Here is a 20,447-nt window from a genome sequence, read left to right as displayed (position 1 = left end):
GAACACGCTTCCGAGCGGGTAAATGATATTGGAATCAGGATTATGTGCCACATAAATACTTTATCGCATATGCCGGTACGTTAGATGAGTTCATTGACATTTTATTATCCACAGCAGAAAACTGAAGTCAAGAAATAATCGGGTTGCTCTGTGGAGAAGAGGGGGTAAATAATCTTGACATACGAAAGCACTTTCCCTATATACTTCATGTGAAGAATGAAGTACTTATCAAAGCAGGCTGCGGCGGGAGTCCAGGATGAATACCTGATACGTCCCCCTTTGCAAAAGGGGGATACAGGGGGATTTTTCACGCAATTATCAAATCCCCCCTGCCCCCCTTTTCTAAAGGGGGGAATATATGGAATCTTTTTTTCGTAATAATCCTCGTGCCCCCGTGGGGCACCACGAAGGCATGAAAGTCACCCTCACCCTCACCCTCTCCCATCGAGGGAGAGGGTAATCGGATACTTAGGATACTTATATATGGATAAACAGGATAAATCTGCATCTGTCCAGCAAATGATTGCCAAAGTCATCAATACTGTGGATGCCCGGCAGGCAAAACTGGGGAAAAATGCGCCCATGCCGTCGGGTCCCCTCTTCACATTTCTCTTAGGTGCGGGGTTCAGCGTCACTGCGGGCGTACCCGATGTCAGGCACCTGGTTTCGGCGCTGGAATATTTCAGGAAAAGTCCGAAAACTACCTGGCAGGAAATATTTGATAGTACATCCGACAAGCCCTACGGACCGGTAAAACTGACAGGGGTTGAACTTACGGAGTACTATTTCCGTATCATGGCAAAGATTCTGCCCCTTCCGCAGGCACGGCATGATTTTATCACAGCAGCGGTGCAGTGGGCCGCTTCAAAAAGAATGCAGATGAACCTGGAAGGTATTCTGCTTTCTTCCATTCTCATTGCAGGCACCGGTGGGAACGTGCCCTTAAGCAGGAGCCGTTCAGACAGGCACTGGCTATCCAGGTGCTTCGCACGACATGTCTTCACCACAAATTTTGACGAGGTTCTTCCCACAACGTTCTACTACGGAAACCAGCCGGTGGAGATTATTGACGGCAGCGCTGAAAGAGGGATTAGCGCGGCTGCGGAATATCCCGTGATTGCCTACCTGCACGGCAGGCACCTCCATTTTGATATCCGGAACACTCCGCAGGAACTGAAATTCAAAAGCCGGACAAAAAAAGATAAGGACAAGACGAAAGAGGTCGACAGGGATATATTTATCCAGTTCAGGAATCTTCTCCGCTCAACAGGGCTCATTGTCATAGGATATTCCGGCGCTATGGATATGGTTACGGAATATATCATTGATGCCATAGATGACCCTAACTCTCTCCCTTACGGGCTGTGGTGGGTTGCATACAAGGACATAGGTGTGCTCCATCCCAAGGCGCAGTCGCTGATTGATAACTATGAAAGGGCGTTTTATCTTGACCCCGGCAAGGACGCGGAGCAGCTCATGAGGCTTATCAGCCAGGAGATAGGGATAGACGAGATTTCGGCAATAAGGAAATGGACGAGGCAACTGAAAAAGGTCAGCTCCGGCGTGAATATGTTTCTGAAAAGGGTGCAGTACGATTTCAGGAAGTTCCAGATGGATGCCGCCATGGCAAGCCTGACATGTTCTGATGCTGAGATAAGGGATATTCTCAACCAATGGCAAGAGATGGAAAAATATGTTCTGGCGCACGGCGATAAGGTATTTGTGGGTGAGCTTCTGAGCCTTGTTACAAAACTGATGGTAAGCGCAGGCGCTATGGATGATGCGGCAAAGCTTTACGGCGAAGCAATTGCCTTAGCCGGCAAAACGGGAAACGAGAAGAAGCTTGGGCAGGACCTTCTGGGAATGAGCAGTCTTTATTTTCTTGAAGGGAATCTTGAAATGGCGGGGAATTCCGCTGTAACGGCCTTTGACCTTTTTAGAAAGTACGGGATGGGCCTCGCCGAGGCGGGTGCAATCAGAGTGCTCGGCGATATCTGTCTGATGAAGGGAGACACCGATACGGCGCGAAAAAAATATAGGGAAGCCGCAGAAAAATGCGGCGGGGAGAGTCATGCAAGGGAAATGGCGCATAACATCAAGGGCCTTGCGGATATCCTCATGGTAAGCGGGAAATATGGTGAGGCGCGGGAGAAGTATGAAGAAGCGCTCTCCATGCACCTTGATGACGGGGATGAAATATGGGCGGCCGCCGACAGGAGGGGCATCGGCGAAAGCTTTCTGCTGGAAGGAAAGCCCGAAGAGGCGGAAAAATTATTTGAAGAATCCCTTGAATCGGAACGCGGCATGGATTACGGAAGAGGTGTCGCGTACGACCTCAAATACATGGCGGATGTCTGTTCCCTAAGGAAGGATTTTGACAGGGCGGGCATGTTTATCAGTGAGAGCCGGGAGCTTTTCAGCATAATGAAGGATGTGCGCGGCGAACTTGAATTAAAAAGAACGGAAGGGTTGAATAATCTTCGCATGGGTGACAGGGATACGGCCCTTCGGAGATTATCTGCGGCCTGCGCGGAAGCAAAAGATCGCGGGTATATGCTGATTGCCGGGATTATTGAAAAGGATATGGAAAATATCCGGGCCCTAACGAACTTCTGACTTGAAGATAAGCTCCATCTGTTTGAGAAATACTTCATGATTTCCCGTGAATGTTGCCGTACCTGCCCTGTGCACGACTGTTTTGAAGCCCCTGTCATTCGCGCCTGAACCCGTCAGAAAAACGCATATGTCCGTGCAGACACCCGTCAGGTGAACCGTTCTTATCCCTACGCTTTTTAGGATTTTTTCAAGACCTGTGCCGTAAAAAGCGTCATACTGTTTCTTAAACACATACATGACGCCCGGATTAGAACGGTTTTTTTTGTACCATTCTGAAAGCCCACCGTAGAGTTCCTGTCCCCACGTGCCTTCAATGTTATGGTCGGGCCATCCTTCAAGCTCCTTTTCTCCCTTTTGATGGCTGTCCATACATATGATAACAGGTTTGCCTTTTTTCAGGAATTCATCCGCCGTCTTAATAATATAAGGGACGATTGCCTGCGCTGGTTTGCCCGCCGAAAGGGAACCCCTGTCATCCACGAAATCATTGCTCATGTCGATGATAAGCAATGCATCCCTGTTCTCCGAGGGGGAATCAGCCATACTGATAGAGGCGAAAGAGAGAAGTAAAAACAATGACAAAAAAGATCTAATTATCATAATGCACCGTTATTGCCGGACTTTTACATCGCACTGCCGTTGAAGCGTATCGCCATGAGGGTGATGTCGTCCGCCCTCGGCGCATCCTGACAGAAGGCATTGACACTGTCCAGGATGCCCGCTATGATCTCATGGACGGAATGATCCCTCAGGGTGTTCATTACCTCTATTAACCGTTTTTCGCCGAACAGCTCTTCATCCCGATTCATGGCCTCCGTAACACCGTCGCTATAGAGTAAAATCAAATCCCCGCGATGAAGCGTCATGGTTTTCGAACCGTACTGAAAGTCTTCCATCACTCCCAGGGCAAGCCCACCCGTTAATTCCATCATCTCGATATCGCTGCCCGGACGAATGATGAGGGGGGGATTATGTCCGCCGTTGGCGAATTGGAGCTGCCCTGTTCGAATATTGAGGATTCCGAGAAATAGCGTAACGAAGAGAAGTGACGGATTATCCATGGATATGTCCTGGTTTACCCGATCGAGGACTGTTTCCGGGGACAAACCCTTTGTTGCCTTTGTCTTTACCATGATCTTGGTAACCACCATGAAGAGGGATGCCGGCATACCTTTTCCCGACACATCCCCGATGTTAAAGCAGAGGTGGTCATCGTCCAGAAAGAAGAAATCAAAAAGGTCGCCTCCGACCTCCCTCGCAGGTTCGAGAGCGGCATATATATCGAATTCCGGCATGTCGGGGAAGGGGGGGAAAACTTTTGGGAGCATTCCCATCTGAATATCATGGGCAATGTGCAGTTCACTTTCGAATCGTTCCTTTGCCGATGTTGTCTCTTCAAGATTTTTTATATAGATCTTGAGATCGTCAGTCATTTTATTGAATGTGTATGCAAGCTTTTCCAGTTCATCGCCTGTCCTGACAATCACCTTGCTTTCCAGGTTGCCTTTCCCTATTTCCTCCACGCCGCGTATTAGGGATAGAAAAGGATTGGTTATCATTTTTGAAAAAGCGAAGGTAATACCTCCGACAATGAGTATAATCACGACAGACAGGATGATGAATGATTGCTGCGCCGTGGATATCCTGCCGCCGATCTGGTCGTTGATATTACGTGAAACGTCGGCGAGTTTTTTTTCAGTCTCCCTGGCGGGTGCGCTGAATTCATCGATATATGTCGCTGCCGCGATAAACATCTGCTTCTTATCCCCCGTATATGCATCGACGACTTTGAGATGCATGTACTTGTCTCTTACCCTCCCGTCAGGGTCCTGCCAGGCATAGTAACCGCTCGCATCCTTCTTTCTTTCTGCGACAATCCTGTTAAGTATTTTCACAAGAGAAGGAAGGGACTCCCTGAAAAGGATCAGAGGGTTCTGGCCTACCAGTTCCGGCTTCGTCGGATGGAAATAATACTCGCAGGTATCCGCATCCATCACTACTATGTAACCGGTTTCTCCTATCTTCTGCGTGTTGATGTCCTGAAACATCTTGTCGTTTTTCAATTGCGAAACTGTCATCCGGGGATGTGTTTTTATGTATATCTGCAACTGCCGCGCGACATCGACAGCCTTTTGTTCTATCATTTTTTCACCAAGGGCTTCCATGGCCCGGGTGCTGTTTTCTATTGCAATGCGGGTGAGGGGGCTGATGCCCTCCAGGGCATAGTTGCCGACTTTAAGGATATTATGAAGGGAAATGAATGTGAATATACTGAGTGACAGTAAAGAAATGCCGACGGATATGGCAAGTATCTTGGTACTAATGCTCAGCCTTAACCTGAATGGTTGCTCTTTTAAAGGTTGCTTGTCCGGTAGTTGATCAGTCATTTTGGTAATCTTATATTTTTATAAAAAAAATACAACTATATTTTGATTGACATAAAAAAAAGAAACAATATCATAAGGGACTAAAGAGAACATTTTGTACCACTAATGAATATTACGGGAGGCGATGCAATGGATGTCACTTTTGAAACAATTAATGAAGCAACGATTGTCGTCATAACCGGGAGGATTGATTCCGCAACCTCCAAGGAGCTGGAAACAAAGCTTATCCCGATTATTAATTCCGGCACCAGGAAGTTGGTTGTTGATTTTGCAAAGGTTGATTTTATCAGCAGCGCAGGCCTCCGCATACTGCTTATTGTAGCGAAAAAGCTGAAGCAAGCGAACGGTAAAATGGCCCTCTGCTGCCTGAAGGATACTATAAAAGAGGTATTTGATATTTCAGGCTTTTCCTCGATCATACCCATTTTTCCTACCAGGGATGAAGCCCTGTTGCTTTAGTCTCCCCCTATAAACCGGACGGCCAGGATGGTGATATCGTCTGACTGAAGCTCCTCTCCGGTAAAATCCTTGACGGACTTTATGATATCCGAGACAAGTTGTTCAAGGGAAGGAGTCCTGCTTATGTCAACAGTATTGATCAACCGGTTGGCAGAATACAGGGTTTTGTCATAATCCATGGCTTCCGTCACGCCATCTGTATAAAGAATGAAGGTGTCTCCGGGATTCAGGACAATTTTTTCCGTTCTATAGGTGCTATCTTCCGTGACCCCCATGGGGAAGCCCGCTGGCAACGTAAGCCACTGGGGCTTCTGGCCGGAGCGGACGATGAGAGGAGGATTGTGCCCCGCATTCGAATACAGGCATTCCCCCGTTTTGATGTTTAATACACCACAAAAAACTGTGCAGAACATCATGGCCTCATTGTCCCGGCACAACTCAACATTGACCATATTAAGGACTTCAGAAGGTGCAATGTCCTGAGAGGCAATTCCTTTCATCAGGGTTTTGGTCACCGCCATGAAAAGGGCTGCCGGTACGCCCTTGTCGGAAACATCGCCAATGGAAAAAAAGAGATGATCTCCGTCAACGAGAAAGAAATCATAGAGATCACCGCCAACCTCCAGGGCCGGCTCTAAAGTGGCATAAATTTCAAACTCGTCTTTTCCCGTAAAGTATGGAAAACGCTTCGGCAGGAAGCTCATCTGGATGGTCCGGGCAATTTTCAGCTCGCTTTCCATTCTCTCTTTGGCGGCCGTCGTTTCCTTGAGGGAGGATATGTACTCCTTCAGGGCCAGCCTCATGTTCTCAAAGGAAGCAGTCAGTTCGCCGACCTCGTCGTCCGATTTTGCGGTGGGAAGTTCAATATCAAGGTTCCCCTTGGCAATATCGGCGGTTTTCAGGGAAAGGGTGCTGATCGGCCCTGTAATCCGCCTGCTTATCCAGACGATCACCAGAAACAGAAAGACAAAACCGGCACTTCCGATGATAAACACCGTCCAGTTCAGTTTTTTCATGTCGGCGAAAAGTTCTTCTTCAGAAAAGACGACCCCTATAGACCAGCCGATGGACGGAAGGGGCGCGTAATAAATCCATGATTTCTTGCCGGTGAAATGACTCTGCATCGGCACGAAACCTTCTTTTCCCCGCACCATATCCCTGCCTATTTTTCGGAGGCCGGGGTCACCGGCGGCTTCCGCAATGCTGAAAATACTTTCCCGCATGATCCAGTCCCTGTTCGGATGGGTCACGATCACCCCGTTCTGGGAGACGAGGAAGGCATATCCGGACTGGTAAATGGAAATCCGCGAAACGATATCCTTCAGCCAATCCAGGGCGATATCGACTTCCACGACGCCCGTGAATCGCCGTTCCCCTTTGATCGTGCGGTAAAAAGGAAGGGAATAGGTGGACATAATCACATTGCCGCCCCCTTCGGAGAAATAAGGCTCGCTCCACACCGGCCTGCCCAGTTCTTTGGGTATGAGGTACCAGTCCCGCAAGAAGTATTGAAACTCCTTTTCCGGAGGAAGCAATCCGAAACTGTTCTTCTTCCTGAATTTGTAGGGAGCGAAATAGCGGGACTGCGGATGGAAGGCAAACGGTTCAAAAGATACAGATGCACCGAATATATCGGGATTTGTATTCAGGATATCCTCTATCGTCTGAAGAAGGTCATCGCGGCTGTAGTGATGATTTTCCAAAGATGATGCGAGGTAGCGGGGGACCTTCTCTACACCGGAAAGAGTCGTTTCGATTTTATTGACCGCTGCCAGGGTCAGATTGCGGGCGTTTTCTTCAACATTTTTCAGGACGAGTTGTCGCGAGTAATAGTAGTTGTACCCGAAGGCTGCAAGAAAGATGCATGTCGTAGCGGATAGAATGAACAGGGAAATCTTGAACGCAAGCTTTTTCCTTTTAGTTTTTCCCGGAGCACTGGACATAAAATTTACCAAAAGAGGGGATATTGTTAATCATGCCCTTCAGCTTAAGCTCTCTGGACACAAGGTTGTAGTCTTCCTCGCGTAAGACACCCATGGGGGTTTTTGCTTCCTGGGGGCTGATAAGGTCTTTCATCCTTTCCAACATCCATTTCTGATGCACCCTGTTTGTGCCGATATGGGCTTCATTCACATATTTCATCACGATATCAAGGGCCTCATCGGGATTGGCGAACGCGTACTTCCACCCTTCGATGGTTGCCTGTACGAAGGCCGAGCACAACGCCCTGTCTCTTTTCACCGTCTCTTCAAGGCAATAAATACCATCTTCAGGGAAGTTCAAACCGTATTTATCGAAAAAGAAGGCCGTTAATTCGTCTTCATCGAGGCCGGAGTTCAGAAGCGTATGATATTCGTTGTACCACATGGCAGAGGCGGCATCGACACCCCCCCGTAAGAAGAGATTAATGGTAAAGGTTTGGGGGATAATTTTGACGTGCAGATTGTATTTGCGAAAAAAAGCAAGGGACTGGAGCTGGAAATCCAACCAGAGGCTGACCCTTTTTCCGTTCAAATCCTGTGGGGATACAATCCCGCTGGATTTCCTGGCCACCAGGATAAAGCCAGATCGTTGAATAATCTGCCCGATGTTGATCACTTTCACGCCGCTGGAGCGTTTTTGGATCGCCGAAGCGAGGAACATGGACGTAAAGTCCGCCTTGCCTTTCGCAAGCGTTTCACAGGGAGGACTGTCCGGTCCGCCGGGCAGGATAACGAGATCGATGCCATATTTTTCATAGATGCCTTTTTCCTTGGCCGCATAATATCCGGCGAATTGCGCCTGATGGGTCCACTGAGGGAGAAAGGTCACTTTTTTTAGATTTCCGCCGAGGGCAGAGGGTGGTGCGACAAGGAAGATTGTGACCAGAATAAAGAAAACCAGAATATTAAAACGTGATTTCATAAAGGCGTCTGTCTCCCCCCTCCCTCAATCCCTCCCACCAGGGGAGGGAAGTTTAAGGAGCTTAAGTTAAAAGCATTGCTCAGCAGCCCCTCTCACCAGGGGAGGGAAGTTTGGGGAGGGGAAGCTTTTTAGGAGGTGATGTCAAGATTTATGTTCTGTCTTGCGTACCATAAGGGTGAGAATATTTTTTCCCGCCTCACGCTTGTATTTTATGTCATCCATTAATCGTTTAACAAAGTATACCCCCAATCCCCCGATTGGGCGTTTATCAATCTCAGCGGATACGTCCGGTTCACGGACAGACAATATATCGAATGGTACACCTGTATCTGCGATTTCTATGACAAAACTCTGCGTATCGGCAAGCTTGCAGTTAATCTCTACGTTACCGTTAAGACCGCTATCTTTGTAGGCATAATTAAAGATGTTGACAAGGACTTCCTCCAGGGCCAGTTCTATCTCGCTTATCCTCTCATTGCTGAATCCCTGCTCTCTGGCGCAGGAGGACACGAAGTCCATGAAATTATAGAGGGAGTCTAATCTTGCAGGCAATGTAATAGTTGCGGGTATGGCCATAAATTTGACCTACTTCAATGCATCTTCCTGGGTTTCAAATATCTTGAAGATGGTACCGAAACCCGAGATATTAAAAACATCTTTAACGGGTCCCCGAAGGCCGGAGAAAAGAATCTTCCCTTCTTTTGCCTTTAACTGTTTTGCCGCAGCGAGGATGCTTCGCAAGCCCGTGCTGCTGATGTATTCAAGCCCGCTGAAGTTGAGAAGAAAAAAAGTTTCGCCCTGGGCAATCAAATTCGAAAGCGCTTTTTCAAATTCCGGCGCCGTAACGGCATCGATTTTGCCTTTGACGGAAACAACAACCGTATTCTTTTCTTTCGCTGTCTGAATTTCCATAAATGTCACCCCATACTTCCTGATTAAATATTTTTGAATTTAACAAGAAGTCCTTTTTCAATTAATTCCATGGGGCATGATCGCGACAGAGCCAGGTTGTCTGCCATTGAGAAGTCAGTTCCCGGCAGATGGTCTTGCCGTACTTCTCTTTAAGTCGATTGGGTATCTGATTGAATAATCTATAGAGTCCCGGCCTTCCATAAAGTTGCTCCTTGCCCTTTAACATGGCTTCTTTACCTTCACCCTCGGGAAGGGAGCTTCTTCCATGGACCGCACTCACCGCCATGACGGCGCCGACAAGGGCTCCGCAGGTGTCCCCGTAGAGACCGATACCGCCTCCAAATCCAGTTGCCATTTTCTTTGCTTCTGCAGGTAATCCTGTTTCAACCAGACTTAACACTGCCTCAGTAACGCACTCGGCGCAGTTGTACCCCAGAGAAAAATTTTTCCTTGCCCTTTGTCTGATCGCTTCAATCTTTTCTTCCTTAGCCATTTTTCACTCCTCCTTTGTTTGTTATAATGACCGGTGAGTCGTCTTGCTCTAAATCCCCCTTGATCCCCCTTTGCAAAGGGGGAAACCATGAACTCCTCCCTTTGGCAAAGGGAGGTTGGGAGGGATTTTTAATGAAGGTATATCTGGTGTAATTCTTTCAAATCGGCTTTCAGGAATTTCTTAATATTGTTCCAGTCAGGATAGCTAATCCGGTCTTTCGTCAGGTGAGCTAAACCGATTATTTGACTATGACTATATCTGCTCCTGGTGTAGATTTTTCTGCCGCCGAGGCCGATTTCACCCTCCGGTTTATCACACCCCATCAATACAGAATTTGTAAGGGTATCAAAAACGTTAAGGCCTTCCGTTATTATATATCGCGGCATGAGGGTATCGATAATATCATTTACCTTGCTAAAACAGAACATTTCCAGTTCATTCCTGAGGTCTTTCCCCATAGTTTCCCATTGTGCCTCATTTTCACTGCCGAAGAAAACCAGATTGAGTTTTACACTGCCTTCCAACCAATCATCCTTTTCGATGCTTTCGAACAGGTATTTCGTCTTTCTTGCTATCTTCGATTTATGATAAAAATATTCATGAGCTTCCGGGAGCAGGCTGTCCTCGTCTTTACTAAAAGGCTTATCGTCATTGCCGGGATTGTATCCGATAATCATCAGGTCTGGATTTATACGAACAGGAGAGTAGAATACCCGAAAGCCATGTTCACTGAAACCGTATTTGTACTCGAAAGTTTCCCATTTTTCACAGACTTCATTTATTAAATCTTCAGCCCATTCCTGTATATCCATGTAAACGTAACTTCCTTCCTGCCTTCCTCTGTAATAGTAATTAAAATGTCGTTTATAATGATGCCACGTCCGTACTCTATTCAGGCCGATGTTAATAGACAGCAACATCAGAATATTCTGCTAAAAAAGAGATGCAATAAAATTATTCTTTATCAAAAAATAACTGAGTTAAGAGGGCATGTCAAGTTAAAAGGGGTATTACAAAGAATGGAAGACCGGTTTGAAATCTTGCTTGCGATTTATGGTATGGGCGTGGTAAGCAAAACATAATATTTAAGCACCGCTTGTCTTCCCTTCGTAATACGACACCTCATCGTAATCGACGAGTTGAGACCTTATTTGAGAAACATGCAAAAGATGAAACCGTTGTGCAGGACTTCCCTGAAGACAGATTGAATATGGATTCCGGCGCCCCGAGCAATGTCTGGTTGTGGAATGTTGCAGAGTAACACTATGAACCATGAAAATATACACCGCCTGACATTAGGCGGCAGAGAAATTATTCTGATCGGTACTGCCCATGTTTCGAGGGACAGTGCCGAACTGGTAGAGAAGGTTATTTCAGAGGAAAGACCCGATGTTGTTTGTGTTGAACTCTGTAAAGCGCGTTTCGATGCCATCATGCAGAAGGATAAATGGCATGGAACCGATATTGTGAAAGTGGTTCGTGAAAAACAGACAGCCCTGCTCTTATTCCAGTTGATCATGCTATCATTCCAGAAAAAGATCGCTCAAAAATTTAACATTACTCCCGGAGAGGAAATGATCCGGGCGATCAGTAAGGCGGTAGAAATCGATGCGGAAGTTGTCCTTGCTGACCGGGAGATACGTGTCACCCTCCTCCGGGCCTGGCGAATGATGGGTTTCCGGAGTAAGGTGAAGGTTATTCCGGAAGTGATTTTCTCCTTGTTTATCACACATGAGATTACGGAGGAGGAAATAGAACAACTCAAGAAACACGATGTGCTGGAGATGGCATTGCAGACAGTCGGCGAAAAGCTGCCTGACTTGAAGGCTATCCTGATCGATGAGAGAGACCAATACCTCGCGCATACCATAAGCCATGCTCAAGGCCGTAAAATTGTTGCCGTCGTGGGCGCCGGGCATATTCCCGGCGTTATAAATAATCTCGGCAGGGAAATCGACGTGGAAGCGATTAATCAAATCCCACCGCCTGGCCTCTGGTCGAAGCTTGCAGGATGGGTATTTTCGGTTGCCGTTATTGGTCTTTTCATTGCCGGTTTTTTTTATTCGGGCTCTGAGGCAAGCGTGAACATGATCAAGTGGTGGGTCGTGATCACGGCGACATGTTCTGCTGTCGGCGCCCTGATCCTTCTGGCTCATCCGCTTACAATCGCGGCTTCAGCTATTGCTGCACCCATTACCACACTCCATCCGCTGATAGCCGCCGGGTGGGTTGCCGGCCTGGTTGAAGCGACAATCCGAAAACCCCAGGTTAAAGATTTCCTCGACCTGACAAACGATATTACATCCATACGAGGATTCTTTCGTAACAAAATTACACGAATTCTCCTCCTTGTCGCCTTCGTCAACATCACAACCTCTATCGGCACCTTTGTGGCAATTCCGGTAATACTGAGGTATTTTTAGGTTTGTAAAATGTCCGTAAGAGAAAAAAACTCAATGCTTTGTCCAAGTTGCCGAAAGCTCATCAGCTCTGATGAACCGGCATGCCCCTATTGCGGGTTGTCAAAACCTGGATCGCGGCTGAAAAAACTTTTTTTAAACAGATTTTCAGCGGCTTCCATCGATGTGGTTAAAATCTTAATATATGTCAATATTACCTTCTTTGTCCTATCGATATTCTTGAACCCGTCGGGTCTGGGGTTATCGGCAAATCCCCTGAACTTTTTATCCCCATCCGATAAGAGCCTCTTCCTTCTTGGTGCAACGGGAACCATGCCGATTAATTTTTATGGCCGCTGGTGGACACTGGTCTCAGCTTCCTTCCTCCATGGCGGTATCCTGCATATCTTTTTTAATATGGCCGCGCTGGGTCAACTGGGGCCGTTTGTTTTACGTGAGTTCGGGTTTAACCGTTTTTTTATTATCTATAGTGTGACGGGTGTTGCAGGGTTTTTCATGTCCTATTTAGCAGGCATTCCCTTTACTATCGGTGCATCGGCCAGCATCTGCGGTCTCATCGGCGCCATTCTCTATTATGGGAAAAGCAGAGGAGGCTCTTATGGAGAGGTTATTTACAGGCAAGCCATGGGATGGGTTGTCGGACTTGTCTTATTCGGCCTTCTGGTGCCGGGGATCAACAACTGGGCACATGGGGGAGGTATAGCCTCAGGCGTTCTGTTTGCTTTTTTGACGGGTTATCATGAAAAGAAAAGCGAAACCCTCCTCCATCAGGTTCTGGCAATAGGCTGTATTGTTTTAACCACTGTTATTTTGCTATGGGCCATACTTCAGGCAGTGTACTATTCTTTTAGCGTTTCCGTCTTCTGAAATCACATTGACAAGTTTACCATATTATCCTAACATGAAAACACACTAAATTTTCTCTATGCCCGCCTTTATCGGGAGGAATTCCGAGTATATTAGGCAAGTTTCGTAAGGAGGTTAGCTGGCAGATGAATACGGAAAAGAACATTATATCGAAGAACATTCATTGGTTACGGTTATCCCTCATAGGTATACTGCTGATCGTAGGCTGCGATACTGCATTAACAGTGGGCGATAAAACAATCGGCGTCAGTTCCGGCAATTTCATCTATACAGACGGATATTTAATGGCGAGTTACAACTACCCCATCGATAAGGTCTGGAAGGCATGTGAACAAACCCTCGCGGATATGAAAGCGTCTGTCGTTGAGAAGAATCTTAAGATAGCGTCGGGTACTATGAACGCCATCGTCTATGATGAGAAGATCCAGATATTGGTTGAATATGAGTCAAAGAATCAAACCTTAGTGTCCGTTCGCGTAGGTTTGTCGGGCAATAACATTGCATCACAGCTTATCCTCGATAAAATTACCAATAACCTCCTGAAACCTGCTATTGTGGAAAAAAAGTAATTTATACCCCCTATACTTATTGAAATTCTTTTCTTTGAGGAGTGCCGCCGCTTCGATGAGTGCCTCGTCGTCTCTCTTGTGGTCTTAGGGAAGAACCTGCTATCATGACACGTTGAGTAATAATCCCTTGAGATATCGGCCCTCCGGGTGCGCAAGATTTGTGGGATGATCCGGGCCGGGTCCCAGGGTTTGAAGCAATCGGGCAGTTTTCCCGGCGTCACGCACGGCGCCGAGGACAATCTTTTGGAAAAGCATCTCATCGATATAGTTGGAGCAGGAAAATGTGGCGAGTATTCCACCCTCTCTGAGGGAGCTCGCGGCCTGCAGGTTGATATCCTTGTATCCCCGCGCCGCTCTTGCCACGTCCTTTTTTGATTTTGCGAAGGCTGGCGGGTCCAGAATAATTACATCGAAGAGTTCATCCATCTCACGGAGGTAGGTAAATACATCGGCCCGGAAAGCAGGGTGCTTGTCTGTTGAAAAACCGTTTCTCTTCAGATTCCAACGGGCTGTCTCATTTGCCGTTTCCGATGCTTCAACGGAAATCACGCGACTGGCGCCCCCACGGGCGCAGTAAACGGAAAAAGCGCCGGTGTATGAGAAGCAGTTAAGAACGGCAGCCTGGATACTGATCTTTTCAAGAATTTCCCTGTTTGGCCGTTGATCAAGGAAGAAGCCGGTCTTCTGCCCTGTAATTATATCCACGTTAAAGTGCAGGTGATTTTCGGTAATCTCGATCACGTCGGGCAGGTGTTCACCATAAACGAGGCCGGTATGATCCTCTAACCCTTCCAACTGCCGTGATCGTCCCTCGCTTCGTTCGTAGATGCCAAGGGGTTGTATCTCTTCAGAGAGGACTGTTAGAAGAGTCTGACGGTGTTTCTCCATGCCCGCTGTTGCTATGGATAAAACTAAATAATTGTCATATCTGTCGACGACCAGTCCCGGCATCCAATCACCTTCAGCATTGATCAGGCGATATGCCGTTGTTCCCTCCGGTACAACTTTCGCCCTTAAAGCCAGTGCCGACCGGATGCGCTTTTGCCAGAAGAGGTGATTGACAGATGTCGATGTGTCGCTCGTCAGCAGTCTAAATGAGATGTCCGAGACGTGGTTGTAAAATCCCAGGGCCAGGGGGTCCCCTTTGTGGGTTACCGCAACAGCAATGTCGCCGGGTTCAGGTTTTCCTTCCACGGAGGCAATTGCGCCGGAAAAGATCCACGGATGCCCCCGAAGCAGCGAGGCTTCACGACCTGGTTTGAGGAATATTTTGGGATATCTTTGTCTCACGGCAAGAGGAATAATGTTGTTTTCCGGTAATGTATCGGCTTATTCCTTAAAATGCAAGGGCCTTTACACGAAGGTGAACAAAATTTCTTTTGATAATCACCATTTCTTTTGATACGTTAGTCACACCCTGGGAAAAAGGAGATACAGAGAAAATATGTATGCAGTCATCATGGCCGGCGGCAAGGGTACGCGTTTCTGGCCCAAGAGCAGAGAGAAGATGCCCAAGCATCTGCTGGATATTGTAAGTGAAAGGACCATCATCCAGGAAACCATTGACAGGATACTCCCTCTTATCCCTGCGGAAAATATCCTGATTGTCACAGGTCTCAGTCATGCCGATGAACTGATGAAACAAGCGCCCCAGATCCCTGAGGAAAACATCATTATTGAACCGGTCGGCAGAAATACCGCGCCCTGTATCGGCCTTGCGGCGCTCCATATCAAGAGAAAGTCTCCTGATGCCGTCATGGTTGTATTGCCGGCTGACCATCTGATTAATGATGCGGTACAGTTTCGCCGCCTCCTTTCCCTTGCCGCAGAAATGGCACGTCGAGGCGATTATTTACTCACCATCGGCATCAAACCTACTTTTCCGGAAACCGGGTATGGGTACATCGAACAGGGGTCTCTGAAAGCTACGATCAAAGGTGAAGAAATTTATGAGGTAAAATCTATTCGGGAAAAACCCGCCCTTGATCAGGCGAAGGTTTTTCTGGAAAAAGGGGGTTTCTACTGGAACAGCGGAATGTTTGTCTGGGGGGTTGACGCGATATTGCGGGCGATCGGGCGGTGGCTTCCCGAACTTCATAAGGGTCTGTTGCAGATTGAAGACTCAATAGGAACAGAGCAGGAAAAGGAAATGGTCAACCGTGTGTATCGCGCGATTACATCCAGTTCCATTGATTATGGTGTTATGGAAAAGGCTGATAATGTCCTTCTCATGAGGGGAGATTTTGGCTGGTCTGATATGGGAAGCTGGGATTCCCTCTGGGAGGTGTCGGAGAAAGATGAAAATGGAAATGCCGCACATGTGCGTGGTCTTTTTGTCGGCGTTGAAGCGAAGAATACTCTCATCCACAGTCCCCGGAAGTTGGTCGCCCTGGTTGGGGTGGAAGACCTGATTGTGGTCGAGACGGAAGATTCTCTTCTTATCTGTAAGAGGGGCCGTTCCCAGGATGTAAAGAAGGTGGTGGAGATCCTGGAAGACAAAAATATGAAGGAATATCTTTAATGGTTGTCATGTCGGGAAAATTTATTCTGGCCTCCGCCTCTCCCCGCCGTATTGAGCTTTTGACTCTCCTCGGGTTGCGCTTTGAGATCATGCCGAGCCTCGTTAATGAAGCGTTTATGGAGGGAGAGACGCCGAGGGAACATGTCTTGCGGCTCTCGGAAGAAAAGACGCGGAGCTCGTCCGTTCTCCATCCGGATGCCTGGGTAATGGGCGCGGATACCATTGTGTTCATCAATGGTGAAGTTCTTGGCAAACCCCGGACGCCTGATGAGGCGAAAGAGATGCTGGGCAAGCTGAGCGGGCGTGTTCATACGGTATTCACCGGCTTTACCGTCGCACGAAAGAATGCTCATGTTCTCATCAAGGATGCAATTGAGTCTTCCGTCCGATTCAGGGAAATTCCAGAGGATGAAATGGCGTGGTATATTCAATCGGAAGAACCGTACGACAAGGCGGGAGGATACGCCGTACAGGGTATGGGGGCCTTCTTCATCAAGGAGATATTCGGTTCGTATACGAATGTCATGGGTCTTCCCCTGTGCGAGGTCGTGGATGTGCTGAAAAGTGTCGGGGCAATAGCGTTTAACGGAGGAAGCCATGGAGTCAACCGTAAGGGCTAATATTGCGCGCATAAGAAATACTGTTGCCGATGCGGCTGTACGGTCCGGCAGAAATGCGTCCGATGTCAGGCTCATGGCCGTGACCAAAACGGTGGGTGACGACCTGATTATGGAGGCCATCGAGGCAGGTGTTGATATCATCGGGGAAAGCTACATCCAGGAGGCCAAGAGAAAGATTGAAAAAATGGGGAGAAATATCGAGTGGCATATGATCGGCTATCTTCAGAGCAACAAGGCCAAATATGCGGTGAAGCTCTTTGATATGATCCATTCCGTGGACAGGATGGATTTGGCTCACGAACTCGACAGGAGAGCGAAAGCTGCTGACCGTGTAATGAAAATCCTGATCGAGGTTAACGCCAGCGGGGAGGAGACAAAAAGCGGTGTTCCCTCTAAGGAAGCCATACAGTTGATCAGGGACGTTGCTTCCCTCAACAATCTTTCGATACAAGGTCTGATGACCATGCCCCCCTGGTTCGATGAACCCGAAGATGCGAGACCCTATTTTATAGCACTGCGGGAACTGAGGGACAGGATTATCGATGAAAATATGGAGCGTGTCGAAATGCGGGAACTCTCCATGGGCATGTCGGGAGACTACGAGGTTGCCGTGGAGGAGGGCTCAACCATCGTGAGGGTTGGAAGGAGCATCTTTGGGGAAAGACCATCGGTAATACCGCCCAGTTAAGGAGGAGATATGAAGCATTTCAAGTGGCAGATCATTTTGGGTGTATCCCTGATCACCCTCTCTGCGATTGTTTATTTTATTCATTACCTTATTTTCAGGGATGCCCATCATATTTTTTCTTTATTTCTCAGTGATATCGCCTTCGTCTTTATCGAAGTCCTCTTAGTTACCATGATTATTCATGAAGTGCTTGCTGTCAGGGAGAAGCGCATTCTTCTTGAAAAATTAAACATTGTCATAGGATCTTTTTTCAGTGAAGTGGGAAAAGATCTCCTGAGGTTATTCTCGGCCTGTGATCCTCAAGCGGAGAGAATTCGACAGGATCTGGTGGTGACAGACAAGTGGTCCGATAAGCAATTTATCGATATGAGCAATCGTTTGAAGCAGTACAACCAGGAAATTGATATTACGAAGAGTGACCTGGAAGGACTGAGACAGTTACTTATTCGAGAAAGGGAGTTTTTGCTTCGTCTTTTGGAGAACCAAAATCTTCTTGAGCATGATACGTTTACCAATCTTCTCATGGCCGTGTTTCATTTAACGGAAGAAATGGAATCACGGGCTGATATTATGCAGCTTTCGGAAGCGGACAAGAAGCATATAGCCAATGATATGAAAAGGGTATATAGCCTGCTGATTTCGGAGTGGCTAAGCTATATGAAGCACCTGAAGGAAAATTATCCCTACCTCTTTTCCTTTGCCATGCGGACGAACCCCTTTGATCCGAATGCCTCGCCGGAGGTAAAAGAATAGCATTACAAAACCTGAAGTAAAGGAGATAAAAGAACATGAATAAGACTGCATTCTACAAATTGAGTTACGGCCTGTACGTTGTCAGTTCAATGAAAGATGGTAAGTTCAACGGACAGATTGCCAATACGGCTTTTCAGGTGACATCGGAACCGCCGACCGTTGCGGTGAGCATCAACAAGCAAAATCTCACCCATGAATATATCCAGGCAAGCAGGAAATTTGCAGTCTCCGTCATATCGAAGTCGGCGCCGATGCCATTTATCGGTCTTTTTGGTTTTAAATGCGGAAGGGATATCAACAAATTTGAAAATGTAAATATCAAGCTTGGAGGAACGGGGGTTCCCGTTGTGCTGGATAATGCCATAGCCTATATAGAGGCCGAGGTGATCAATCAGATGGACTGCGGCAGCCATACGATCTTTGTCGGTCAGGTGCGGGACTGCGATGTCCTCAAAGAGTATGAAGAACCAATGACCTATGCCTATTACCAGGAGGTAAAACGCGGAAAGGCTCCAAAGACGGCGCCGACCTATCAGGAAGCTCCCAAAAAGGACGAAAAGATGGCCAGTTATACCTGCTCAGTATGCGGATATACCTATGATCCGGTAAAGGGAGACCCTGATTCAGGTGTCAAGCCCGGAACATCATTTGAAGACCTCCCCGCAGACTGGACATGCCCCGTCTGTGGCGCCGATAAATCCAAGTTCGAGAAAGAAGGTGTTTGACACAAAAATAAATAAATGTTAAATAATTACATAAATATATGATTGAGTATGGGGGGTCATTCATTATTTCTTCGCCTGTAACTATATGTCTATAGCGTAAGCTGATGTTCCCTACGATGTGCGTATAAACCGTGTTTGGACAGACCACAAAATTGGAAGGATAAAAGGAGGTAAAGAGATGTTAAAAAAAGCACAATTAACAAAACAGATCTCGGTAACTGTGGTCAACAAAATTGGTGTGTTGGACGTAATGGCAGGGTATCTGGCGGATCGCGGAATCAACATCGAGGCGATTGCAGGCTATGAAATACCAGGGTCAAACCAGTCTACAATCATGATGGTCGTAGACAATACCCGCCGTGCAAGCGACGCAATAAAAGAGAGAGGGTTTGGTACCGTTGAGGAAAACGACGTAATCCTGGTTGAACTCGATAACAACCCGGGAGCGTTAAAGACCGTTACGGGTTTGTTGGTGCACAAGGGGATCAATATCAGATACATCTATGCAACGACAAGCATTGAGGCATGTCCTGTAAGGGTGATCATGTCGACAAGTGATAATGAAGCGGCCTTTATTACGCTGAAAAAATCCGTGGTGAAATAGAAGCTGTGATTATTTCTCAGGAAGCGTTGAAACGTACTATCCTGGAGCGGCGACGACTTGGTGTGACGTTAGCGTGACCTTCCTGTTGGGAGTTGGGGGCCGTTAACGTTGCGGAATGCCGGGAAGTTGGTGTTATTATTTAGAGGGAAAGTGTATGACAGAATGTCCCTTCTGTGCGGAGATTATCAAAAAAGAAGCGGTTGTCTGTCAATTCTGTGGTAAAGATCTTCCCCAATCCGAACCCCATTTTAAAAGCATCTTTTATTGCCCATCATGCCAAACAAAAGATTCTTATTGTGACTCAACGAACAGAATATTTTGTCCCCACTGTAGAGATTATATTAAACGAAGTTACTGAAGATTGAATCCTTTTTGCAACTAAATGGGAGAAATACCAACAATAAAAATCTCCTGTTTTTCTGTGATGGTTTTCCTCCTTGAAATGAAAAGAGACTCACTATGAATACGACATCGGAAAGAACAATTATAAGCACTCCCAACGCCCCCAAGGCTATCGGTCCTTATGCCCAGGCAATCCGGTATGGCGATCTGTTATTTGTTTCGGGGATGATTCCCATTGACCCGAAGACGGGTGAATTACTAACCGGGAATTTCGAGGCGGAAGTGACACTCGTTCTTGAAAATCTCAAGGCAGTGGTAGAAGCGGGCGATATGAGCCTGAAGAATGTCCTGAAAGCCTCTGTCTTTTTAAAAGACCTCGGTAATTTTGGAAAATTCAACGAGATTTACAGCAGATATTTTAGCGATATTCTCCCTGCCCGCGAGACCGTTCAAGCAGCCCAATTGCCGCGGGACGCATCAATTGAGATTTCAGTAATTTGCGGGAAGTGACGGGATAAGAAAAAGGCTTCCGGCTTTCTTGCCTTCGGCTCGAAATGACCGTTTGAT

Annotated in this window: 21 protein-coding genes; 12 read left to right on the top strand and 9 right to left on the bottom strand. The window is 47.2% G+C overall.

The window, feature by feature from the left end:
• Window positions 1–483: 483 nt before the first annotated feature.
• A complete protein-coding gene (locus NTW12_08410; GenBank protein MCX5846364.1) occupies window positions 484–2,616 on the top strand; it encodes a tetratricopeptide repeat protein in 2,133 nt (710 codons plus the stop codon).
• Here the strand turns inward: NTW12_08410 and NTW12_08405 are convergent.
• Together NTW12_08405 and NTW12_08400 are read right to left on the bottom strand one after the other, a co-directional pair.
• Complete coding sequence (locus tag NTW12_08405; GenBank protein ID MCX5846363.1) at window positions 2,602–3,159, bottom strand: cysteine hydrolase; 558 nt, start codon at window positions 3,157–3,159, stop codon at window positions 2,602–2,604. The genes NTW12_08410 and NTW12_08405 overlap by 15 nt on opposite strands.
• An 80-nt stretch (window positions 3,160–3,239) precedes the next feature.
• Window positions 3,240–5,003 carry a SpoIIE family protein phosphatase gene (locus NTW12_08400; GenBank protein ID MCX5846362.1) on the bottom strand — a complete coding sequence of 588 codons (1,764 nt, stop codon included), beginning with the start codon at window positions 5,001–5,003 and terminating at the stop codon, window positions 3,240–3,242.
• Window positions 5,004–5,132: 129 nt separating this feature from the next.
• Between NTW12_08400 and NTW12_08395 the strand changes: the two genes are divergently transcribed.
• Window positions 5,133–5,462 (top strand): STAS domain-containing protein, encoded by a 330-nt coding sequence (locus NTW12_08395; GenBank protein MCX5846361.1) that lies wholly within the window; start codon window positions 5,133–5,135, stop codon window positions 5,460–5,462.
• Here the strand turns inward: NTW12_08395 and NTW12_08390 are convergent.
• From NTW12_08390 to NTW12_08365, 6 genes are all read right to left on the bottom strand, one after another.
• Complete coding sequence (locus NTW12_08390) at window positions 5,459–7,405, bottom strand: SpoIIE family protein phosphatase (protein MCX5846360.1); 1,947 nt, start codon at window positions 7,403–7,405, stop codon at window positions 5,459–5,461. The genes NTW12_08395 and NTW12_08390 overlap by 4 nt on opposite strands.
• Window positions 7,380–8,366: an ABC transporter substrate-binding protein gene (locus NTW12_08385; protein MCX5846359.1), complete on the bottom strand. Its 987-nt coding sequence runs from the start codon at window positions 8,364–8,366 to the stop codon at window positions 7,380–7,382. Before NTW12_08385 ends, NTW12_08390 begins: the two co-directional genes overlap by 26 nt.
• A gap of 141 nt (window positions 8,367–8,507) precedes the next feature.
• Entirely contained in the window at window positions 8,508–8,942 is a 435-nt protein-coding gene (locus NTW12_08380; protein MCX5846358.1) for an ATP-binding protein, read from the bottom strand.
• 9 nt (window positions 8,943–8,951) lie between these two features.
• Window positions 8,952–9,278 (bottom strand): STAS domain-containing protein, encoded by a 327-nt coding sequence (locus tag NTW12_08375; GenBank protein ID MCX5846357.1) that lies wholly within the window; start codon window positions 9,276–9,278, stop codon window positions 8,952–8,954.
• Between the two features lie 61 nt (window positions 9,279–9,339).
• Complete coding sequence (locus NTW12_08370) at window positions 9,340–9,771, bottom strand: C-GCAxxG-C-C family protein (protein ID MCX5846356.1); 432 nt, start codon at window positions 9,769–9,771, stop codon at window positions 9,340–9,342.
• A 128-nt stretch (window positions 9,772–9,899) separates the two neighbouring features.
• A complete protein-coding gene (locus NTW12_08365; GenBank protein MCX5846355.1) occupies window positions 9,900–10,583 on the bottom strand; it encodes a hypothetical protein in 684 nt (227 codons plus the stop codon).
• A 453-nt stretch (window positions 10,584–11,036) separates the two neighbouring features.
• Here NTW12_08365 and NTW12_08360 point away from each other — a divergent pair, with 453 nt between their 5' ends.
• The 3 genes from NTW12_08360 (at window position 11,037) to NTW12_08350 (ending at window position 13,627) form a co-directional block, all read left to right on the top strand.
• A complete protein-coding gene (locus tag NTW12_08360; protein MCX5846354.1) occupies window positions 11,037–12,194 on the top strand; it encodes a TraB/GumN family protein in 1,158 nt (385 codons plus the stop codon).
• A 33-nt stretch (window positions 12,195–12,227) separates the two neighbouring features.
• A complete protein-coding gene (locus tag NTW12_08355; protein MCX5846353.1) occupies window positions 12,228–13,058 on the top strand; it encodes a rhomboid family intramembrane serine protease in 831 nt (276 codons plus the stop codon).
• Window positions 13,059–13,183: 125 nt separating this feature from the next.
• Entirely contained in the window at window positions 13,184–13,627 is a 444-nt protein-coding gene (locus NTW12_08350; protein ID MCX5846352.1) for a DUF3568 family protein, read from the top strand.
• A gap of 102 nt (window positions 13,628–13,729) precedes the next feature.
• Here the strand turns inward: NTW12_08350 and NTW12_08345 are convergent, their stop codons facing one another.
• On the bottom strand, window positions 13,730–14,917 hold the full coding sequence (locus tag NTW12_08345; GenBank protein MCX5846351.1) for a class I SAM-dependent rRNA methyltransferase: 1,188 nt from the start codon (window positions 14,915–14,917) through the stop codon (window positions 13,730–13,732).
• Between the two features lie 154 nt (window positions 14,918–15,071).
• On the opposite strand from NTW12_08345, the gene NTW12_08340 reads away from it, so the two are divergent.
• From NTW12_08340 to NTW12_08310, 7 genes are all read left to right on the top strand, one after another.
• The gene (locus NTW12_08340; protein ID MCX5846350.1) at window positions 15,072–16,148 is read left to right on the top strand and encodes a mannose-1-phosphate guanylyltransferase; all 1,077 of its coding nucleotides are present in this window, start codon (window positions 15,072–15,074) and stop codon (window positions 16,146–16,148) included.
• Window positions 16,148–16,768 carry a Maf family protein gene (locus NTW12_08335; protein ID MCX5846349.1) on the top strand — a complete coding sequence of 207 codons (621 nt, stop codon included), beginning with the start codon at window positions 16,148–16,150 and terminating at the stop codon, window positions 16,766–16,768. Before NTW12_08340 ends, NTW12_08335 begins: the two co-directional genes overlap by 1 nt.
• On the top strand, window positions 16,746–17,456 hold the full coding sequence (locus tag NTW12_08330; protein MCX5846348.1) for a YggS family pyridoxal phosphate-dependent enzyme: 711 nt from the start codon (window positions 16,746–16,748) through the stop codon (window positions 17,454–17,456). Before NTW12_08335 ends, NTW12_08330 begins: the two co-directional genes overlap by 23 nt.
• Before the next feature lie 9 nt (window positions 17,457–17,465).
• Window positions 17,466–18,209 (top strand): hypothetical protein, encoded by a 744-nt coding sequence (locus NTW12_08325; protein ID MCX5846347.1) that lies wholly within the window; start codon window positions 17,466–17,468, stop codon window positions 18,207–18,209.
• A gap of 35 nt (window positions 18,210–18,244) precedes the next feature.
• Complete coding sequence (locus NTW12_08320) at window positions 18,245–18,934, top strand: flavin reductase (GenBank protein ID MCX5846346.1); 690 nt, start codon at window positions 18,245–18,247, stop codon at window positions 18,932–18,934.
• Between the two features lie 178 nt (window positions 18,935–19,112).
• Complete coding sequence (locus tag NTW12_08315) at window positions 19,113–19,538, top strand: hypothetical protein (protein MCX5846345.1); 426 nt, start codon at window positions 19,113–19,115, stop codon at window positions 19,536–19,538.
• Between the two features lie 459 nt (window positions 19,539–19,997).
• Window positions 19,998–20,390, top strand: coding sequence for a RidA family protein (locus NTW12_08310; GenBank protein MCX5846344.1), 393 nt, complete (start codon window positions 19,998–20,000; stop codon window positions 20,388–20,390).
• Window positions 20,391–20,447 lie beyond the last annotated feature (57 nt).

Source organism: Deltaproteobacteria bacterium (assembly GCA_026388545.1).
Classification (GTDB): domain Bacteria; phylum Desulfobacterota; class Syntrophia; order Syntrophales; family UBA2185; genus JAPLJS01.
The sequence above is the reverse complement of the archived record's forward strand: the minus strand, read 5'-3'. Positions and strand labels throughout refer to the sequence as shown.

Bases quoted from the DNA above. Each gene is read 5' to 3' on its own strand.
- NTW12_08410 (MCX5846364.1), top strand. From the start codon at position 484: ATGGATAAACAGGATAAATCTGCATCTGTCCAGCAAATGATTGCCAAA.
- NTW12_08405 (MCX5846363.1), bottom strand. From the start codon at position 3,159: ATGGCTGATTCCCCCTCGGAGAACAGGGATGCATTGCTTATCATCGAC.
- NTW12_08400 (MCX5846362.1), bottom strand. From the start codon at position 5,003: ATGACTGATCAACTACCGGACAAGCAACCTTTAAAAGAGCAACCATTC.
- NTW12_08395 (MCX5846361.1), top strand. From the start codon at position 5,133: ATGGATGTCACTTTTGAAACAATTAATGAAGCAACGATTGTCGTCATA.
- NTW12_08390 (MCX5846360.1), bottom strand. From the start codon at position 7,405: ATGTCCAGTGCTCCGGGAAAAACTAAAAGGAAAAAGCTTGCGTTCAAG.
- NTW12_08385 (MCX5846359.1), bottom strand. From the start codon at position 8,366: ATGAAATCACGTTTTAATATTCTGGTTTTCTTTATTCTGGTCACAATC.
- NTW12_08380 (MCX5846358.1), bottom strand. From the start codon at position 8,942: ATGGCCATACCCGCAACTATTACATTGCCTGCAAGATTAGACTCCCTC.
- NTW12_08375 (MCX5846357.1), bottom strand. From the start codon at position 9,278: ATGGAAATTCAGACAGCGAAAGAAAAGAATACGGTTGTTGTTTCCGTC.
- NTW12_08370 (MCX5846356.1), bottom strand. From the start codon at position 9,771: ATGGCTAAGGAAGAAAAGATTGAAGCGATCAGACAAAGGGCAAGGAAA.
- NTW12_08365 (MCX5846355.1), bottom strand. From the start codon at position 10,583: ATGGATATACAGGAATGGGCTGAAGATTTAATAAATGAAGTCTGTGAA.
- NTW12_08360 (MCX5846354.1), top strand. From the start codon at position 11,037: ATGAACCATGAAAATATACACCGCCTGACATTAGGCGGCAGAGAAATT.
- NTW12_08355 (MCX5846353.1), top strand. From the start codon at position 12,228: ATGCTTTGTCCAAGTTGCCGAAAGCTCATCAGCTCTGATGAACCGGCA.
- NTW12_08350 (MCX5846352.1), top strand. From the start codon at position 13,184: ATGAATACGGAAAAGAACATTATATCGAAGAACATTCATTGGTTACGG.
- NTW12_08340 (MCX5846350.1), top strand. From the start codon at position 15,072: ATGTATGCAGTCATCATGGCCGGCGGCAAGGGTACGCGTTTCTGGCCC.
- NTW12_08335 (MCX5846349.1), top strand. From the start codon at position 16,148: ATGGTTGTCATGTCGGGAAAATTTATTCTGGCCTCCGCCTCTCCCCGC.
- NTW12_08330 (MCX5846348.1), top strand. From the start codon at position 16,746: ATGGAGTCAACCGTAAGGGCTAATATTGCGCGCATAAGAAATACTGTT.
- NTW12_08325 (MCX5846347.1), top strand. From the start codon at position 17,466: ATGAAGCATTTCAAGTGGCAGATCATTTTGGGTGTATCCCTGATCACC.
- NTW12_08320 (MCX5846346.1), top strand. From the start codon at position 18,245: ATGAATAAGACTGCATTCTACAAATTGAGTTACGGCCTGTACGTTGTC.
- NTW12_08315 (MCX5846345.1), top strand. From the start codon at position 19,113: ATGTTAAAAAAAGCACAATTAACAAAACAGATCTCGGTAACTGTGGTC.
- NTW12_08310 (MCX5846344.1), top strand. From the start codon at position 19,998: ATGAATACGACATCGGAAAGAACAATTATAAGCACTCCCAACGCCCCC.